The 17,851-nt window shown below is 36.1% G+C and carries 14 protein-coding genes and 1 pseudogene; 12 read left to right on the top strand and 3 right to left on the bottom strand.

From position 1 onward, the window contains the following. Positions 1–710 precede the first annotated feature (710 nt). The 4 genes from JOE23_RS09385 (at position 711) to JOE23_RS09370 (ending at position 5,151) form a co-directional block, all read left to right on the top strand. Positions 711–1,415 (top strand): response regulator transcription factor, encoded by a 705-nt coding sequence (locus tag JOE23_RS09385; protein ID WP_204437918.1) that lies wholly within the window; start codon positions 711–713, stop codon positions 1,413–1,415. After that, a complete protein-coding gene (locus tag JOE23_RS09380) occupies positions 1,412–2,407 on the top strand; it encodes a sensor histidine kinase (RefSeq protein ID WP_204437916.1) in 996 nt (331 codons plus the stop codon). The genes JOE23_RS09385 and JOE23_RS09380 overlap by 4 nt, the downstream gene beginning before the upstream one ends. 88 nt (positions 2,408–2,495) lie before the next feature. Beyond that, complete coding sequence (locus tag JOE23_RS09375) at positions 2,496–3,260, top strand: ABC transporter ATP-binding protein (RefSeq protein WP_204437915.1); 765 nt, start codon at positions 2,496–2,498, stop codon at positions 3,258–3,260. Continuing rightward, entirely contained in the window at positions 3,235–5,151 is a 1,917-nt protein-coding gene (locus tag JOE23_RS09370; protein WP_204437914.1) for an FtsX-like permease family protein, read from the top strand. The genes JOE23_RS09375 and JOE23_RS09370 overlap by 26 nt, the downstream gene beginning before the upstream one ends. A 214-nt stretch (positions 5,152–5,365) precedes the next feature. On the opposite strand, the gene JOE23_RS18085 is transcribed toward JOE23_RS09370, so the two are convergent. Beyond that, positions 5,366–5,491, bottom strand: a complete 126-nt coding sequence (locus JOE23_RS18085) for a hypothetical protein (RefSeq protein WP_275581468.1) — start codon at positions 5,489–5,491, stop codon at positions 5,366–5,368. 621 nt (positions 5,492–6,112) lie between these two features. After that, positions 6,113–6,751 carry a DUF1349 domain-containing protein gene (locus tag JOE23_RS09365; protein WP_204437912.1) on the bottom strand — a complete coding sequence of 213 codons (639 nt, stop codon included), beginning with the start codon at positions 6,749–6,751 and terminating at the stop codon, positions 6,113–6,115. A gap of 977 nt (positions 6,752–7,728) precedes the next feature. On the opposite strand from JOE23_RS09365, the gene JOE23_RS09360 reads away from it, so the two are divergent. From JOE23_RS09360 to JOE23_RS09330, 8 genes and pseudogenes are all read left to right on the top strand, one after another. Next, positions 7,729–8,352, top strand: a complete 624-nt coding sequence (locus JOE23_RS09360; RefSeq protein ID WP_204437911.1) for an ECF transporter S component — start codon at positions 7,729–7,731, stop codon at positions 8,350–8,352. Between the two features lie 274 nt (positions 8,353–8,626). Then, positions 8,627–9,454 carry a formate/nitrite transporter family protein gene (locus tag JOE23_RS09355; RefSeq protein WP_204437907.1) on the top strand — a complete coding sequence of 276 codons (828 nt, stop codon included), beginning with the start codon at positions 8,627–8,629 and terminating at the stop codon, positions 9,452–9,454. Between the two features lie 145 nt (positions 9,455–9,599). After that, a pseudogene (locus tag JOE23_RS18280) lies at positions 9,600–9,719 on the top strand (MFS transporter); the annotation flags it as partial. 26 nt (positions 9,720–9,745) lie between these two features. Then, positions 9,746–9,949 (top strand): hypothetical protein, encoded by a 204-nt coding sequence (locus JOE23_RS09350; protein ID WP_204437941.1) that lies wholly within the window; start codon positions 9,746–9,748, stop codon positions 9,947–9,949. A gap of 1,106 nt (positions 9,950–11,055) precedes the next feature. Then, a complete protein-coding gene (locus JOE23_RS09345; RefSeq protein ID WP_204437905.1) occupies positions 11,056–12,639 on the top strand; it encodes an acyl CoA:acetate/3-ketoacid CoA transferase in 1,584 nt (527 codons plus the stop codon). 45 nt (positions 12,640–12,684) lie between these two features. Further along, on the top strand, positions 12,685–13,932 hold the full coding sequence (locus JOE23_RS09340; protein ID WP_204437903.1) for an L-lactate MFS transporter: 1,248 nt from the start codon (positions 12,685–12,687) through the stop codon (positions 13,930–13,932). Positions 13,933–13,959: 27 nt separating this feature from the next. Then, positions 13,960–14,913: a DUF561 domain-containing protein gene (locus JOE23_RS09335; protein ID WP_204437902.1), complete on the top strand. Its 954-nt coding sequence runs from the start codon at positions 13,960–13,962 to the stop codon at positions 14,911–14,913. A 226-nt stretch (positions 14,914–15,139) separates the two neighbouring features. Further along, complete coding sequence (locus JOE23_RS09330) at positions 15,140–16,519, top strand: sigma-54 interaction domain-containing protein (protein WP_204437900.1); 1,380 nt, start codon at positions 15,140–15,142, stop codon at positions 16,517–16,519. A 207-nt stretch (positions 16,520–16,726) separates the two neighbouring features. On the opposite strand, the gene JOE23_RS09325 is transcribed toward JOE23_RS09330, so the two are convergent. After that, the gene (locus JOE23_RS09325) at positions 16,727–17,830 is read right to left on the bottom strand and encodes a hypothetical protein (RefSeq protein ID WP_204437897.1); all 1,104 of its coding nucleotides are present in this window, start codon (positions 17,828–17,830) and stop codon (positions 16,727–16,729) included. Positions 17,831–17,851: the final 21 nt, after the last annotated feature.

Below are 17,851 nucleotides of genomic sequence, written 5' to 3'. Positions count from 1 at the left end.
ATATTTATTTGGTATAATTACATTACCTTAAATAGCCTCGTGAATTGGGAGGCTGTTTTTTAAGTTCATTATAGTTTAAGCGGGTACGTAAAGCTCTCATAGGCAAATTCATTTAACAATTGCTGGGGGCAAGTTTTATGATAATTATTTTAGTTATCTATCAAGGTTGTTGTATTTTTCAGAGATGAATGCTTAAGGGCTAGCAAAGACCTTAATCGATTTACCCCTTTTTTTAAACCGCTTTTTTCAATAACAAGTATGATTGTTCTGGAAAAGATCATTTTGATATTGCCAATAGCCCGTTCGGTCGTCAGCTGTGTCTAACTTGCTCATTGCTATGATTGACTAATGCTAAAAATCGTTTTGCAAACAAATGAAACTGACATGCTGGGCTGACGTCTTAAACTTTTCACGCTAGCGATAGCATGTCCAAGGTATAGACGATTTAACTTCTTTCATTAGAAGTCTCCCCTTTTTATTAGTGGTGTGATGACAGATTTTCAACGGGAAATTATCGAATGAAGCTCGATAATATCTGTACATAAATATGCCAAGTCACGTTTGATTTAGCTTCACTCCCTCATTAATCCCTTCCGATCTTATACACTATGTTTTAATTCCTACACTCCACAGTATCTAAAAATGATAATTGATCAAATGCTTATGTTAAATTAAACTTGGGTTAAATACTAGGCTAGGAGAATCAATTTATGGAAAAAATTATGATTGTCGAAGATGATATAAAAATTGCCAAGCATCTATGTTCCTATATTGAAAAATATGGGTATGAAATTATTATGACTGAAGATTTTGAAACGATTATCGATACATTTCGTCGTGCACAACCTAATCTTATATTACTTGACATCAATCTACCTAGCTATGATGGCTATTATTGGTGTAGACAATTTCGTAAAGAGTCGATTTGTCCGGTCATTTTCATTTCAGCTCGAACCGGCGAGATGGATCAAGTGATGGCATTAGAAAATGGCGGAGATGATTTTATTACAAAGCCATTTCACCCTGATATTGTCATGGCGAAAATTAGAAGTCAGCTCCGCCGTGCATATGGGGAATACTCGGCAAATTATGATGAAAGGATGCTTATTCAAGACGGCTTAAGTTTATACCCTGAGCGATTAGAGCTCCGTTTTAAAGATAAAGTGACCACCTTAACAAAAAAAGAGACAGATATTATTGAAAGTCTGCTTGAGCGCTATCCTCGTGTGGCTGGTCGTCAGGATCTGTTAGCCAAACTTTGGGATGATCAAGCATACGTTGATGAAAATACATTGAATGTGAATATTACGCGTGTTCGAAAGAAGTTTCAAGAGCTAGGGATTGAAGATCCTGTTGAAACTGTGAGAGGAGCAGGATATCGGCTTAAAGTTACTTGGAAAGAGGGGAAAGAATGAAATTATTTCTTCGCGAACATTTGTTATTGATTATCATCCAACTTATTCAATGTGCCCTGATAATTACCTTGTTTTGGTTAGACGGCTACCGAGGTTTAGGTGTAACTATTTACGCTATTTTTCTATCACTGGTTTTATTAACTGTATTTCTCATTTATCGCTATATGAGCAGAAAAAAACTTTACCGAAGATTACAGAATCCGTTGCAAACGCTAGATGAATCACTGGAAACGACTGAACGAGCACCAATATCAGAAGCACTCGATCAATTGCTTATTTCACAATATCGTTTATATCAAGAAGAACTCCAAAAAGCGGTGAGCAGACAGGACGAGCATTTACTATTTATGGATCGTTGGGTTCATCAAATGAAGACACCATTATCTGTTATAGAGTTGACAGCACAAACACTTGATGAGCCAGAGTCATCTAGTATTCGAGAGGAGACGGATCGAATGCGAAATGGCTTGAATACTGTACTATATATGGCAAGGTTGCGTACCATTACTGAGGATTTTCAGATTAAACCGGTCATGCTTTCTAAACTTGTACATGAAGTAAATCGAGAGAATAAGCGGTTTTACATCCGAAATGAAGTATATCCACAATTAAAGGAAGAAAGGCCGAGCATATTAGTAGAGACCGATGAGAAGTGGATCTTCTTCTTATTAACACAATTAGTACATAATGCAGTCAAATATTCTACTGAAAAAACGAATCATCTTGTCATTTCCATTTATGAAAGGTTAGGGGAAGCGGTACTTGAAGTGAAAGACTTTGGCGTCGGTATTCCAGTTGTGGATAAAAAGCGAGTCTTCAACAAATTTTATACAGGGGAAAATGGCCGGAAATACCGAGAATCAACAGGGATGGGACTTTATCTAGTAAAAGAAGTTGCTGAAAAGCTAGAACATCGTCTTGAGTTGGAGTCAACGGTTGGAGAAGGAACGACGATTCGGATTATTTTTAGCGAAACTCAAAATCTTACATGATTGTAAGGTTTCTGAAAGCATAATCGATAGTTAAAATTTAGTTGCTTAGGCTATACTTTGGTTAGAAGTGCCTGAGAGGAGAAAAATTATGCTTAAAATTTCAAAAGTAAGTAAAATTTACGAAGGTAAAGTAGCTCACCGTGCGCTAACCGACATCGATTTAGAAGTTGATAAAGGTGAGTTTGTAGCAATCATGGGTCCCTCTGGAAGTGGGAAAACCACATTATTAAATATTATTTCAACGAACGATCTACCGACTACTGGACAAGTTGAAATTGAAGGGGAAAATCCTCACCGGCTAAAGAAAAATGCTTTAGCTAAATTTCGCAGAAATGAATTAGGCTTTATTTTTCAAGATTTCAACTTACTACACACCTTAACTGTTGAAGAAAATATCGTCTTACCACTCACATTAGAAGGTACTCGTGTGAAAGAAATGAAGAGAAAAGCGCATAGTATAGCTGAGAGTCTTGGCATTTCCCAAATTATGAATAAACGGACATACGAGATATCTGGAGGACAAACACAGCGGGTTGCAATTGCTAGGGCAATGATCCATGAACCTAAGCTATTATTAGCTGATGAGCCAACTGGAAACCTCGATTCGAAAGCTTCAAAGGATGTCATGGAAATGCTCGTGTCTATTAATCAAAAGGAAAAAACAAGTCTGTTAATGGTGACACATGATCCACAAGCAGCAAGCTATTCAGACCGTGTTATTTTTATCCGTGATGGTAGACTTCACTCCGAAATCTACCGTGGAGAAAATAGGCAAGCCTTTTTCCAGAAAATTATTGACATGCTTTCGTTGATGGGAGGCAACGGCAGTGACTTTTCGTCAGTTCGCATTTAATAATGTCCTACGCAACAAACGACTTTATATTGCTTATTTCCTTAGTAGCATGTTCACGGTGATGATATTCTTCACCTTTGCAATCTTTGCCTTTCATCCATCATTTTCAAGAGAATCGATTAATAATAATGTACTATTTGGTATGACTGTCGCTGGTGGGATCATTTATGTCTTTTCTTTCTTTTTTATCTTATATTCGATGAGTTCTTTCTTACAGTCACGAAAGAAAGAGTTTGGTTTGTTAATAATGCTAGGAGCGTCCAATGGACAAATTCGACTCTTAGTTTTTTTGGAGAATATCTTAATTGGCTTTTTTGCTACAATAAGTGGAATTTTGGCTGGTCTAATCTTTTCTAAAGGTATTCTCTTAATTGCCGAAAATGTACTGATCATCAGTGAGTCGCTTAATTTTTATTTTCCAACAATGGCGATTGTGCTTACGTTTATTAGCTTTGTCATCTTGTTTTTCTGTATCTCTGTTTTGGTTTCGTTTATTCTTCGTACGAAGAAGCTGATTGATTTAATTAAGGGAGACCAACAATCGAAAGGCGAGCCGAAAGCTTCGGTTATCCTCTCTGTTTTTGCTGCGTTACTCCTTATCGCTGGGTATGGTATTGCTCTATACGTTAAAGGTGCTTATGTTATTTATGCGATGATTCCAGTTATTCTCGTTGTTACACTAGGAACCTATCTCTTATTCACTCAATTAAGTGTATATTTGATACGCAAGTTGAAAAATAATCAATCTGTTTTCTGGCGAAAAACCAACATGCTACTATTCGCTGATCTATCCTTTCGTATGAAGGATAATGCTAGAACATTTTTTATGGTAGCGATTATCTCTACCGTTGCTTTTAGTGCAATTGGGACGTTATATGGACTTCAATCTTATCTTACCAAAGAGGTTAAGGCGATTAATCCATATACCTTCATGTATAAGTCATGGAGCGATGACACTGAAGAAGTGATTGCAAATGACATCAGTAAAATTAATGCTATTTTACTGGAAGAACAAATTGAGGCAAAAATGGAGCAGCTAGAGTTAACCTATTTTGATACACCGATACGCTATGTTGATGAACTCTTACGAACTAATGGCGTGTTAATAGCTAAATCCTCTGATTACAATCGTTTCGCAGCATTAATCGAGGAAGAAGAACTACATCCAGAGGAAAATGAGGCGATTGTAGTAGAACAGAGTGATGCCATGTTGATGATGGGTGCCAAAGCAAGCGAGAAGTTGAAAGAATCTACTATTCATCTAGAAAACGGTCAAGTCATTCAACCTGGTGATGTTATCGAGTCAGAAGTGCTATCAGAAATTGAAGGCTATTATGTCGTGAATGATAAGGCCTATGAGTTGCTTGGAACGCCAACAAGCAGTCAGATGAGTATCGTATGGGAAGCCATCGGGGCAGGAAATAAACAAACCGTTGAAGCAGGAAGAAAGCTAGCCGAACAATTAGACTTTAAAGTGACATCGATCGACTATACTATTTATGAAATCAATAAAGAATTTGGACCGATTTTATTCATTGGCTTGTTTATTGGAATTGTGTTCTTTGTTTCAGCTGGAAGCTTTCTTTACTTCCGATTGTTTACAGACTTAGATGAAGAAAAGCGCAAGTTCCGTTCCATTGCAAAAATCGGATTGACACAATCTGAGTTAAAGAAAGTCGTAAGCCGTCAGGTTGCTCTACTATTTTTCATGCCAATTGTTGTCGCATTAATTCACGGTGCTGTTGCACTGACTGCTTTATCACGTTTGTTTGATTTCAATTTAATAATAGAATCATCTATTGTATTAGGTAGTTTTGCATTGATTCAAATTATTTACTTCTTGATTGTTCGAGTCTTCTATGTTAAACAGGTAAAAAGATCAGTGCTGTAATATAGATGATCATTGATGGGTATATTTGGTTAAAGTTAAAATAACTGACTATGAATGTTTCGTAAGTATTGAAAAGCCAACAACCATTGTTAAAGAACAGTGCTTGTTGGCTTTTTGGATAATCTTTAATACTAATGACAACGCTATTTTAGAATAAAATGAACCTTCAATCAGTGGGCGCTTTCATCCTTCCTCTACTGATTGAAGGTTTGTTTTACTTTTTATTAACTAACGCTTCAAGTCGTTTTTTTCCTTCTCTCGTCAAATACATATGCTTATCCTTTAATAGTTCCTTAGCTAAACTGACAGTCATCTGATAATTCTTATTCTTTTCAGTCATCACTTTGCCCCCCTTTCTTTTAAAAAGAAAGTCACTTATGGCATACAATATGTATGCTAAGAGCAGGGTGCATGGACAAGAGTAATTGAAAAAGTGCGGAATTTAAGAATGTACTTTTCCCTAACCGCTATTCTACATGTTTTTTTACGGCGAATATACTATGTTGATTGTAGTATATGCTATAATTTTAATAGGATTAAAATAGAGAGAAGGTGTCTTTAGTGGTGAAAAAAAGCGTTTATTTGATCCTTATTTGTTATATTGCTATCGTCATGATTACGCATAATATTTTTAATTTTAACAATAAAACGGTTACTTTGTTATATGCGATATTTTTGATATTAGCAATGGTTTCAAAATTCTTTTTATATATTAAAGAAGAATCTGATAACACTTCAGAATGAGGGGAGCATTCATCTTCCATGTAAAGTATAATAAATTACCTTACTGTGATATAGGAATCTCTATACTTCCCCGTATTGCGTACCTCTATCGGAATTTTACAATTCTATTTCCAACTTGAAACATTTCAAGTCATTGTAGTTGCAACAATTGTAATTGATTCAATAACTGAAAATAATAGACGTGCTGATATAAACAAGTTAACTTATTGTTTGAGTGTTATAAGTACGCTTCTTTTGGATTATTAGCAAGCTCTTCTATTTTAAGAAAATCAAAACGAACTTCTTGTTTTTCCCCTTGTGGACTGCAGGCATAAACACCTACTAACATATTTGAGTCTTTTGGAATGTCTAAGTGAGCAATCCTAATTTGGTTCCAATTATTTCCGTCCCACGAAAAATCAACATAGCAATTTTGTTCTATTTTGGAGATTCGATAGTATATTTGTAAATCTTTAACCTCAACATATTGCGTTGACCAATCAGAATAACCTCTATTTGTAACGACCGCTCCAAGTTTACTTAATTTAGATGGGATGTACTCCAGTGAAGTCTTTACCCATATATCTTTTGAAAAGCGAATCATCAGACCAGCTTGATCATATTTTGATTTTGGTAATGATTCAACTTTTGTTTCCATTCGGAAATTTTTTTTAGTTTCTGTATACAAGAAATGTCCATTATCAGCTTGAAAACCATAATGTGTTTTTTGCCAATAATCAGTGTTTTTATCAGTTTCTAAAACAAGCTTGGAAGATGTTTTGTCTATAAACCATTTGCGAGGCTCACATCGCCACTCTAACATATTGTTTAAACTTCCACTCCCAAATGTTTCATTTAACATGTAATTTTGTTTCATATCATTACCTCCACTATCTAAAAAGCATAATTTTAAATGTAATCGCTTAAAAAGTTGCTGTGATCTTTAATCATAGCTAACCGTCCGTAAAATCCCCCCCTAAAAATAGAGCGTAGAGCAAATCGATTAAGGTGGGTGATAGCGGACGCTAATATCCTGATTCACTTAGCGAACCTAATAATAGATCTAACTATATTTTTCAATGTTTAATAAAAAATTGACTTAAATATAAGTATAAAGATAATTGGACTATAAATAATCTTAATGAGATGGAAATGAAAAACAGATAAAGTGACTGATAGATCTCAAAAAGACACAATTTTCTTAGATTACTAAATAAAGTAGTTTTATTTTAATGGAAATTAACATTATTTTCAATAGAAACTCATTATCTCACTAACAGAAAATGTTAGCTTTTTAAACGTAAGCTAGAGCATTGTTAAAAGATTTAATTTAAGAAATGGTAGTTAAAGCGTCGTATTGTGTGAATTTGAATCAAATAGATAGCAATCATTCTCTGTGTAGAAAGCCATTTTACAATCTATTTTGTTATATTCTTTATGACTTGACTTGCATTTTTATGAGTACAAGTTGGCAAAACTACTTGTTACGTTCTTAACAGTAAAAATGATGTGCACTGAAGCTTCAAGTGTCAAAAAGCTATACATCAGCTTAAACTTTCTAACATAAGCAGAGAAATAGATTGATTAATTGAGATTTTGTAATAAAATGAATAATGTTATGACTTTATCACAGAGCATCGTCCGCAAGACGCCCCTCTCAAAATAGAGAGTAGAGTAAATCTATAGTTGGGTGGACGCTAATGTCCCCCTGATGCACTCAGCGAACCTGCAATTAGTGGGTGAAGGACGAAAATGCCACTGATTGAAGGTTGATTTTATTTTGATAGTGTTTAAATGTGTCAACCATGACGGCTTAATTTTATAGACTTAATTTTATAGTTAGGAGAGTTTGAAGTGAAGATAAAAGAATTTACGTTAACTGCTATATTCATATCCATTATATTGTTATTTGCTTTTACACCTGTTGGTTTTATTCATTTAGGGGTTATTAAAGCAACGATTATTCATATTCCGGTTATTATTGGCTCCATTGTATTAGGGCCGAAAATTGGCGCTATACTTGGATTTTCATTTGGTATGACAAGTATGATAACAAATACGCTGACACCGTCATTATTGTCGTTTGCATTTACTCCAGTTATTCCAGTATTGGGGACAAGCCAAGGAAGTTTTTGGGCATTATTTATTGCAATTGTTCCTAGACTGATTATTGGTGTCATCCCTTATTATCTTTTTAAATCGATCGATAGAGTTACAAAAAAACAAGCTAATCAAAAAACCGCTTTATTTTTATCAGGACTAATTGCAACCATTATTCATACCTTTTTAGTAATGGGGCTTATCGCTTTATTATTTCATGATGCCTATGCTTTAGCTATTGATGCGGACGGTATCGGGGCGATTATTATCGCTGTTTTTACTGTGTTTTTAACAAATGGTCTGGCTGAAGCAGTATTAGCGGCGTTTATTACAGTGACAATTGTTCCACCGTTAGTTAAGCTGTCAAAGGAGAAATAGCATCACTGCTTTTATTTCATAACCGTCCGTAAAACGTCCGCCTCAAAGTAGAGGTTAGAGATCATCTATTTTGGGCGGGAACGAACGGACGCTAATGTCCTGCTTCATTCAGCTAATAATCAGTGGGCAGAACAAGAAGGTCCACTGATGGAAGGTTTGTTTTATGATTGTAAGCGCCCTGCAAAATCGTTACAAATTTTTCACAAAAACAAGCAGTTTAAAGTGCTATAATATGTGTATTGTATCACATACTACGAGGAAGGATCTGATTGATATGGGCTTTTATAGTCCACAAGAAATTGCAAATTATACGGTTTTATCAGGCCGTAAAAAAGCGAATTACAATGTGTTGCAATCTTCTGTATTAGGCTTTGAAGCTGGTGCATTTATTGCTTTAAGCTATTTACTTTATATTCATGTCACGGCTAATATGCCTGTAGCGTGGGGAGGGTTCACTACATTTATTGGAGCGGCGCTATTTCCACTGGGTCTTATTTTAACGCTATTAGCAGGTGGTGAATTACTAACCGGAAATTTACTAGCTGTTCCATTATCAAGAATGGAGAATAAGGTACGATCAATTCAAGTATTAAAAAATATTATTGTGATCACATTAAGCAATTTTGCTGGATCGCTTTTTGTTGCGTACTTTTTTGGTCATGTCGTTGGGCTAACTGAAAATGCCTATTTATTGACAACCGTCACGTTAGCAGAGCATAAGCTTGAAGCGAGCTTTTTACAAGCTTTCCTGTCAGGAATTGGTTGCAATTGGTTAGTCGCTTCAGCTGTTTGGTTAAGTTATGGAGCGAAAGATATGGCTGGGAAGATATTAGGGATTTGGTTTCCAACCATGGCGTTCGTCGCCATTGGCTTTCAACATGTAGTAGCAAATATGTTTCTTATTCCAGCAGCTATATTTGCTGATTACTTTAGCTGGGGTGCTTATTTTGATAACTTTGTTCCCGTATTTTTAGGTAATGTTGTCGGGGGCGTATTATTTGTCGGCGGTGCTTATTGGCTTGTTTACTTGAAAAAAGATGTAGCTTTAACGGATCAGGAAGACCAAGCTGCACATGTTGATGTTTTTTCAAAAAGCAGTTGAGTAATTAAAAAATGGCTCTGTTAAAGTTTAATATTGATAGAAAAAACAAAACTTCCAATTTAATGGAAGTTTTGTTTGGTTTTATTGTCTAATTGAACTAACGCACCTGTTACTTTAAGGGTACTCACTCACAAACTTCAAAAATTTGGCTTTTATATCTCCTGCGAGCGGACACTGGCAGCTTTTAGTTTTCTTCTATGTTTTATCGGCAATCGGCTTTTCCGGCGCTAATATCTTTTACGATTCTTTTTTAGTCGATGTGACACTAATGAGTTTTTTGGTTTTTATAATATCTTTGGTAAATTTGCTGCGATTTTAGGTCCTTTCATTATGTCCCTAACTACGAGTTTGACGGGTAATGCTCAATTTAGTATTTTGGCGATTATTCCGTTGTTTTTAATTGGAGGTGTTATTTTTATAAGTTTGCCAAAAGAAACACCGATTGATAATCAAGGTAAGATCGGGTTCTATCAAACAGAAAAACAATCGAGCTAAGTATACGACATTAACCTTTGTGTACTTAAAAAGGAACATAGGAAAGGCAGCAACTTCTAATCTGTAGAAAATAAGCTCTAGACCTTATTTTACTATAAAGCTACTTGTTTAACACAGATAAGTCGGCGACAAAATAGAGAGTAGAGATCACTCGATTTAGGCGGGAGCTAACGGAAGCGAACGGCCTGGTTGATTCAACGACCCATCCGTGGGTAAAGAACGAAAACGCCGACGGATTGGAGGTTCGCTTTATATTCCAACAGAATAATGATAGTGTAATATAAAAAATATAGCAATTGTAATGGTAGTAAAAATTGTTGTCTGCCTTAATGATCATGATGGTAAGAAAATAGAGAATCATCCCACCACACGTTAAAATCACCATTTTTTAGGTAAATAAAATGGTGATTTTAACGTGTGGTAAAAATGCGAATTAAAAAATTTTTAAATTTTTTATTGAGCTGAGGGATTTTAAATATAAATTCCTATGCCAGATTGTTGTGCGATTTTTTACTAAAATGGATAACGAATGACTCATTATGAAATAAAAAATATCAATTGGAGCAGGAATAGATGGTTGCTAGGGTTTAGTGTCGTTGAAAAGCGACATTAAAAGAAAGAATGATCGAATATTTTAACGTGTAATTCATGCTTTTTTATCACAGACAACCGTCCGTAACTCCCCCTCAAAAAGAAAGTAGAGCAAATCGATTGAGGTGGGTGAAACGGAAGCGAATGTTCGGGTTCACTCTAAAAACGCCCACTGATTGAAGGTTCATTTTATAAGTTATATCAAATGCTAAGACAATGCAGGAGTATCTCTCGCAAAAAACTTGAGTGAAATGGAAGATATAACGTGTTCTAAATACAACAAGATTAGCTCAAATTAGGGTTGCTGAATCCGTATCATTAGAATTCGCGTTCGTTAATTGTTGCAAAAAAGAAACAAAAAAATGAGGTGAAATGATCTCGATTTTCTTGTGTTGACGTGGTTTGAAAATCTGCTATAGTACAAAGTGAAACGTTTCACAATCAAATCGTGGTCATGACTACGAGCTATTTTTTGAAAAATAATGTGAACTAATTCACAATTAGAGGTGTTGAATATGACAAAGATTATTTCTGCTGAGAAGGCTGCAACATTAATAAAGGATGGGGATACACTAGCGGCTAGTGGATTTGGATTGTCCTGCTGGGCTGAGGAGTTAGGAATATCGATTGAAGAAAGATTTGTGCAAACAGGTCATCCACAAAATTTAACTGTCATGCATGCAAGTGCTGTAGGTAATCGACGTGACAAAGGGATGAGTCATTTAGGATATAAAGGATTAGTTAAACGTTGGATAGGAGGAATTGCGATAGCATCTCCAGGTATGGCTAAATTGATTGAAAATGATGAATGTGAGGCCTATAACCTGCCCCAGGGTGTCATTACACAACTATACAGAGAAATTGCAGCAAAACGACCTGGTGTGATTACAAAGGTTGGGATGGGAACCTTTGTTGATCCCCGCATTGAAGGTGGGAAAATGTCCCCGTCAACAAAAGAAGACATTGTTAAACGCATTGAAATTGAAGGTGAATCATGGCTGTTCTATAAATCATTTCCGATCCAAGTTGGTCTAATTAGAGGAACTGTCGCTGATGAAAAAGGGAATTTAACACTTGAAAAAGAGGGTTTACATATGGAAGTTCTCCCAATTGCCCAGGCCGTACGGAATTCGGGAGGGATAGTCATAGCGCAGGTAGAAACGGTGGCAAAAAATGGAACATTGAATCCAAAGGATATTCACGTTCCAGGAATATTGGTTGATCACATTGTCGTTTCCGAACCGGAAAATCATTATCAAACAGAAAACACTTACTATAATCCGGCTTTTTCTGGTCATGTAAAGGTTCCAGAAGAAGGTTTAGAAACTTTACCACTTGATGAAAGAAAGATTATTGCCAGACGTTCGGCAGCAGAGCTTGAACCGAAAACAGTATTAAACCTTGGGGTAGGTATTCCAGTAAACGTAGCAACAATTGCAGCAGAGGAAGGTGTTAGTGATCAATTAGTGCTTACGACAGAAGCTGGTTCGATTGGTGGTGTCCCAGCTGGGTTAAAAGATTTTGGTCATGCTTATAACGCGGAAGCGATTTTGAGTCATGATGCACAGTTTGACTTTTATGATGGTGGGGGCATTGATTTATCTGTACTTGGATTAGCACAAACAGATCAATTTGGTAACGTAAATGTTAGTAAGTTTGGCACACGTGTTGCAGGGTGTGGTGGTTTTATCAACATATCACAATCAGCTAAAAAACTAGTTTTTGCTGGTACATTTACTGCAGGAGGCTTAAAAGTAAAGGTTGCTGATGGCAAATTAACCATTATTCAAGAGGGAAAAGCAAAGAAATTCTTAAAAAATGTACAACAAATCACTTTTAGTGGTGCATATGCTACAGAAATCAATCAACCAGTTATTTATGTTACAGAGCGTGCGGTGTTTGAATTGATAAACGGAGAATTAACTCTAACTGAGATTGCTCCGGGCATCGATTTACAAGAACACATTTTAGATCAAATGGATTTTTCTCCATCAGTTTCACCTGACCTTAAGGAAATGGATCCATCTATATTTAATGAAACATGGGGGAAACTAAAGGAATTAGTAGAAAATAAAAACAATAAAGTAGTAACTGCCTAAAAATAAGGCTTAATTGATTACTACTTAATAGAAAGGTGCGGTTTTATGAATGATAATGTCAAGTTAAATAGATGGATAATTTTAGTTGCATCTACCATTATTAACTTATGTGTCGGAGCAGTGTATGCCTTTAGTATTTTTGCACTACCACTTACGAATGTATTTGATGCTTCTATGGGGGAGATCATGCTGGCATTCACAATTAATGCAGCAATATCTCCAATACCGATGATTTTAGGAGGGAGATTAGTAGATAAAGGTGGGGCGAAAAAAGCAATATTTATCGGTGGAACGATGTTTGGGGTTGGATTTTTATTATCCGGTCTTGCAACGGCCGCCTGGATGCTCTACATTACTTATGGTTTACTTGCTGGAGTCGGTCAAGGAATTGTTTACTCCTCTACGATTGGAAATACGGTGAAATTATTTCCTGATAAACGTGGATTAGGTACAGGAATTGTAACAGCTGGTTATGGTGGAGGAACCATTGTGATTGCACCTATTGCAAATGCATTAATTGATAACTTTGGGGTAAATCAAGCATTGGTTACGTTAGGAATCTCATTCTTAATAGTCATCCTAAGTTGTGGATTGTTTGTGAAATCAAGTCCAACTAACTATATTCCACAAGGATGGACACCGCCAGTTATTTCAGGAAACAAAGGTACTGTCGATGTCTCTTGGCATGAGATGATTAAGAGACCTTTATTTTACATTATTGCATCGATGTTTTTAATTGGCGCTTTGTCTGGAATGATGGTGACTGCAAATGCTTCCGTAATTGGGCAGACGATGTTTGGTTTAACCGCAGCAACCGCAGCCATTTACGTTAGTTTATATTCATTTAGCAATTGTATGGGACGTATTTTTTGGGGGGCAGTATCTGATAGAATTGGTCGCGCGTACTGCTTAATGGCCATTTACTTGGTGGTGTCTACCATGATGTTGGTAATTGCGTTATCAAATTCAGTTGTTGGATTTGCAATTGCAATTATTGGGATTGGATTATGTTTCGGTGGAACAATGGGTATTTTCCCATCTATTGTTGGGGAAAAGTTTGGAATGAAATATTACGGAGTAAATTATGGTGTCACTTTTATTGGTTATTCTGGGGCAGCATTCTTTGGACCAAGAATTGCAAATCGTTTTGCAGAAGCAAACAATGGTATGTTTACAAATGCTTTTTACGTTGCCTTAGCTATCTCATTAGTGGGTCTAGTGTTAGCAATTATATTCAAAGGAATTGAAAATAAACAACAAATAGATACTGCAAGCACAGAGCCGGCGGTATAGAGATTGAAAATCTAGGAGGTTATTAAAATGAGTATTACAAGATTACTAGGCATTAAGTATCCTATCTTTCAAGGAGCGATGGCACAAATAGCTCTAGCCCCACTTGTAGGTGCTGTTTCTAATGCAGGAGGCCTTGGAATTATCGCATCAGGAGGCCTCTCAGCAAATCAATTGCGAGAAGAGATTCGTAAAACGAGGGAAATAACAGACAAACCTTTTGCTGTGAATTTAATGTTAATGATGCCAAATATTCCAGAACTCATTGATGTTGTCATAGAAGAGGATGTAAAGATCGTTACTACTGGTGCTGGTACACCTGCCCCGTATATGGAAACTTTTAAAAACCATCAAATATTGGTTATTCCAGTCGTACCTTCAGTCAAAATTGCTAAGAAAATGGAGACATTAGGGGCAGATGCCATTGTAGCAGAAGGAACAGAAGCTGGTGGGCACGTCGGTGAGACGACAACAATGGCATTATTACCACAAGTTGTAGATGCTGTGTCAATACCGGTTATTGGAGCAGGTGGAATTGCAGATGGAAGAGGGATTGCAGCCGCATTTGCACTTGGTGCACAAGGTGTTCAAATAGGCACGCGTTTTTTAACGACGATAGAGTGTCCGACACATCCTAACTTCAAACAAGCGGTTATTGATGCTAATGATACGAGTACAACAGTTACGGGGCGTAGTTTAGGCGGGCCAGTCCGTAGTATAAAAAACGAGATGATTAAAGCTTATCTTGAATTAGAAAATAAAAAAGCTTCACGTGAGGAATTAGAACAGCTGTCTTTAGGTTCTCTAAGAAAAGCCGTTCATGAAGGAAATGTGGAACAAGGATCTGTTATGGCAGGACAGATTGCTGGTTTGTGTAATAAAATTACCACTGCGGAGGAAATGATTACTACTATGTTTCAAGAAGCTCAACACGTTTTAGATCGAATGGCGAGCTTGTCACTAGTTGAAAAAGAATGGATTTAATGCAATGAAATTTCACCATGGATGTTCTTACTATCATCCCGATGATATAATGAACCGCTTACTAAAGTAGTAAGAAAGATACAACCGGGTCCTTTTTTGTCTTTGATAAAAAAAGGACCTGTTTGTCTGATTGAAAAAACAAAAATGTAAACACAGGATTTGTAAAGAATAGTTTTCTTAATATAATAGAAACAGATAATTACTTCAGAAAAGAGGAGGTAAATAGATGCAAAGCCGTGTTAGTCCCCAATCCAATTATTTCTATACTCAGGAAAATATCAATGATCTTCCCTCAGCTTTATTTGTTACAGATTCAGAAGGAAATATTTTAATGTCAAATGAATTTACTGCATTAACAATAGGCATGACTTTAGATGAAATAATAAAATATAATGTAAAAGACTTAGTTCGCTTAGGTTATTATAATAGTTCCATTACCATGGAGGCGATTAAAACAAAACAAAGAGTTTGTCGTACAATTAATACGAATAAAGGTTATAGTGTCTTATCAACAGCCACACCATTAATGTATGAAAATGGTGAGGTTCGTCTTGTTATAACCACTTCTAATGATTATAAAGAAAAGTTGCCGAGTGATAAGGTTAACGCTCATCATCATACTAATGATCAGCAAATTGCTACTGTGGATAAAGATGTAGAGCTTGTTGCAGAAAGTTTAGCGATGAAAAATATAGTAAGTGTTTGTAATCAAATTGCTACTTTTGACAGTAAAGTTTTTATTTATGGGGAATCTGGGACTGGTAAAGAGGTAGTAGCTAAATACATTCATAAAAAAAGTGATAAGAAAAATGGTCCGTTTATTTCGATTAATTGTGCGGCTATTGCACCATCCTTATTTGAACACGAATTGTTTGGTTATGAAAAAGGAAGTTTTGTTGGGGCAACTGAAGAGAAGATTGGGATGATTGAAGCGGCGAATGACGGAACCTTATTTTTGGATGAGATTTCAGAAATTCCTTTGGATATGCAGGCTAAATTACTTCATGTAATGGAAAGCAGTCAGTTAAGAAGAATTGGAGGTATTGAAACCGTACCCATTACCTGTCGAATTATTTCAGCATCGAACAGAGATTTATGGAAAAGGGTTAAAAAAGGGATGTTTAGAGAAGATTTGTTTTACAGAATCAATGTCATTCCCATTCATATACCACCATTACGAAGTAGAAGATCGGATATAGTAGGATTAGCATCCACCTTTATCGAAGATTTAAATAAAAAGTATAAAAAAAACTTTATCTTAAGTGCAGAAGATTTTCAACAACTTTTATGGCATAATTGGCCTGGAAATGCTAGAGAATTAAAGAACTTCATTGAGAGACTTGTGGTAACAGGTCAAATGGGTATAGATGAATATAATGAAGAAAAAGGAACAGATTGGTTTACATTAGATTATTTTATTAAACAAAATAAAGATCGTTTTACTAATCTGAAGGATTATACGGCAATCGTTGAAGGGCGCTATATACAAAAAGTATTGGAAACGTATAATGGAAATGCCACTAAAACGGCAAACCAATTAGGCGTCCATCGCTCAGTTATTTATCGAAAGTTAAAAAGAATGGAAGAAGTATTAGATGAGGTGTGATGATCTTGATTTTATCACAGATGACCGTCCGTGAAACACCCCCTCAAAATAGACAACAGAGGTCAATCGATTGAGGGGGTGATAACGGACGCTAATGTTCGTTTTATTAATAGCGGCATTTTTAGCTTCATTAGCTTTTATACTTAGCTATGGTAAAGGGGGTAAGATTTAAGGGCGCGACTCGTATTTTATCGATTGATAATATGTCTAATGACTGACCTGCTGGTTTCTAAACAGCCGGTAAATAAGCATAATCAACAGACCTGTTACTAAAGCGAATAGAGTGAAGAGCAAACTTGGATATAACACAGGATAGCCAAATACATTGTAGGCTTGAAACTGTGTAAATAGGCTTGACACTTGCATTAATTTTAGAAAGCTAAAATCTGTGAGATAGCCTAAGAAGCCGTCTGTTATACCAAGTTGTTGTAATAGTGCCGGTATAGCTATGATGATACTACTGATAAAAAAGGTGATCATCGTATTTTTCGTTAAAAAAGATAAAAGCAAGACAAGGGCTGCTATGACTATACAGGATAACAATTGAAGTCCCATCGTCAGCAAGAAGAATTGCCAAACTTCAAAGTTATAAGGTGAACCGTCATAACTGAGACGTGAAAGGGAGTCTAACCCAGAAGATATCCCTTGTATCGGTGCGTCCCACCCAGCTATGCCACCAAATTTCAATAGGTTAAGGAAACTATTAATAATCTGTAATGATAGAAAAATAATCACGATATAGCTTAAGGCAGCCAATATTTTCGCAGTGACGAGCTTTGTTTTTCCATGTTTTGTTGCTAGGATCAAATCCGTCGTCCGATGGGTATACTCCTCAGCAAAAACAGGGGATAAACCTAAAAATATCAAAATTGATAGTAAAAGCACATGAGTCACTGGCTCTATAAATTCAAACATTTCACGCCATGACCGAATCAAGTAAAAGCCGTGAGCATCATCTAATTCTTGTAACATATCACGTTCCATTGAAGCTTTTCGATGTTTGTACGTGCTTTCATCAAAATCGTTCATTTCTGCCTCAAGTATGGTGAGTCGTTCATTTTGGTCTTGTTTTTGCATCGCTGCACCCACAATTAAAAATTGCACATAATCCGTTGCTTTTGATTCAAAGGTGTGATTTGAGATCTCACCAGTATCAGAGGCGTGCATCGATTCTCTAGCAAGTTCTACTTTCTCTTCTGTTACAGGTCCCCCCCATGTTCCTTCGAGTTCTTCAAAAACCAATTCTCTCATCGTCATATCTGTAGGTAGTTGATTGATATAGACCAATAATAAAACAATGGTTATAAACACGAGATAGATACTCTTTTTTGA

Source organism: Amphibacillus cookii (genome assembly GCF_016908375.1).
In the GTDB taxonomy this organism is placed as follows: Bacteria; Bacillota; Bacilli; order Bacillales; family Amphibacillaceae; genus Amphibacillus_C; species Amphibacillus_C cookii.
This window is presented reverse-complemented; position numbering and strand designations above follow the sequence as displayed.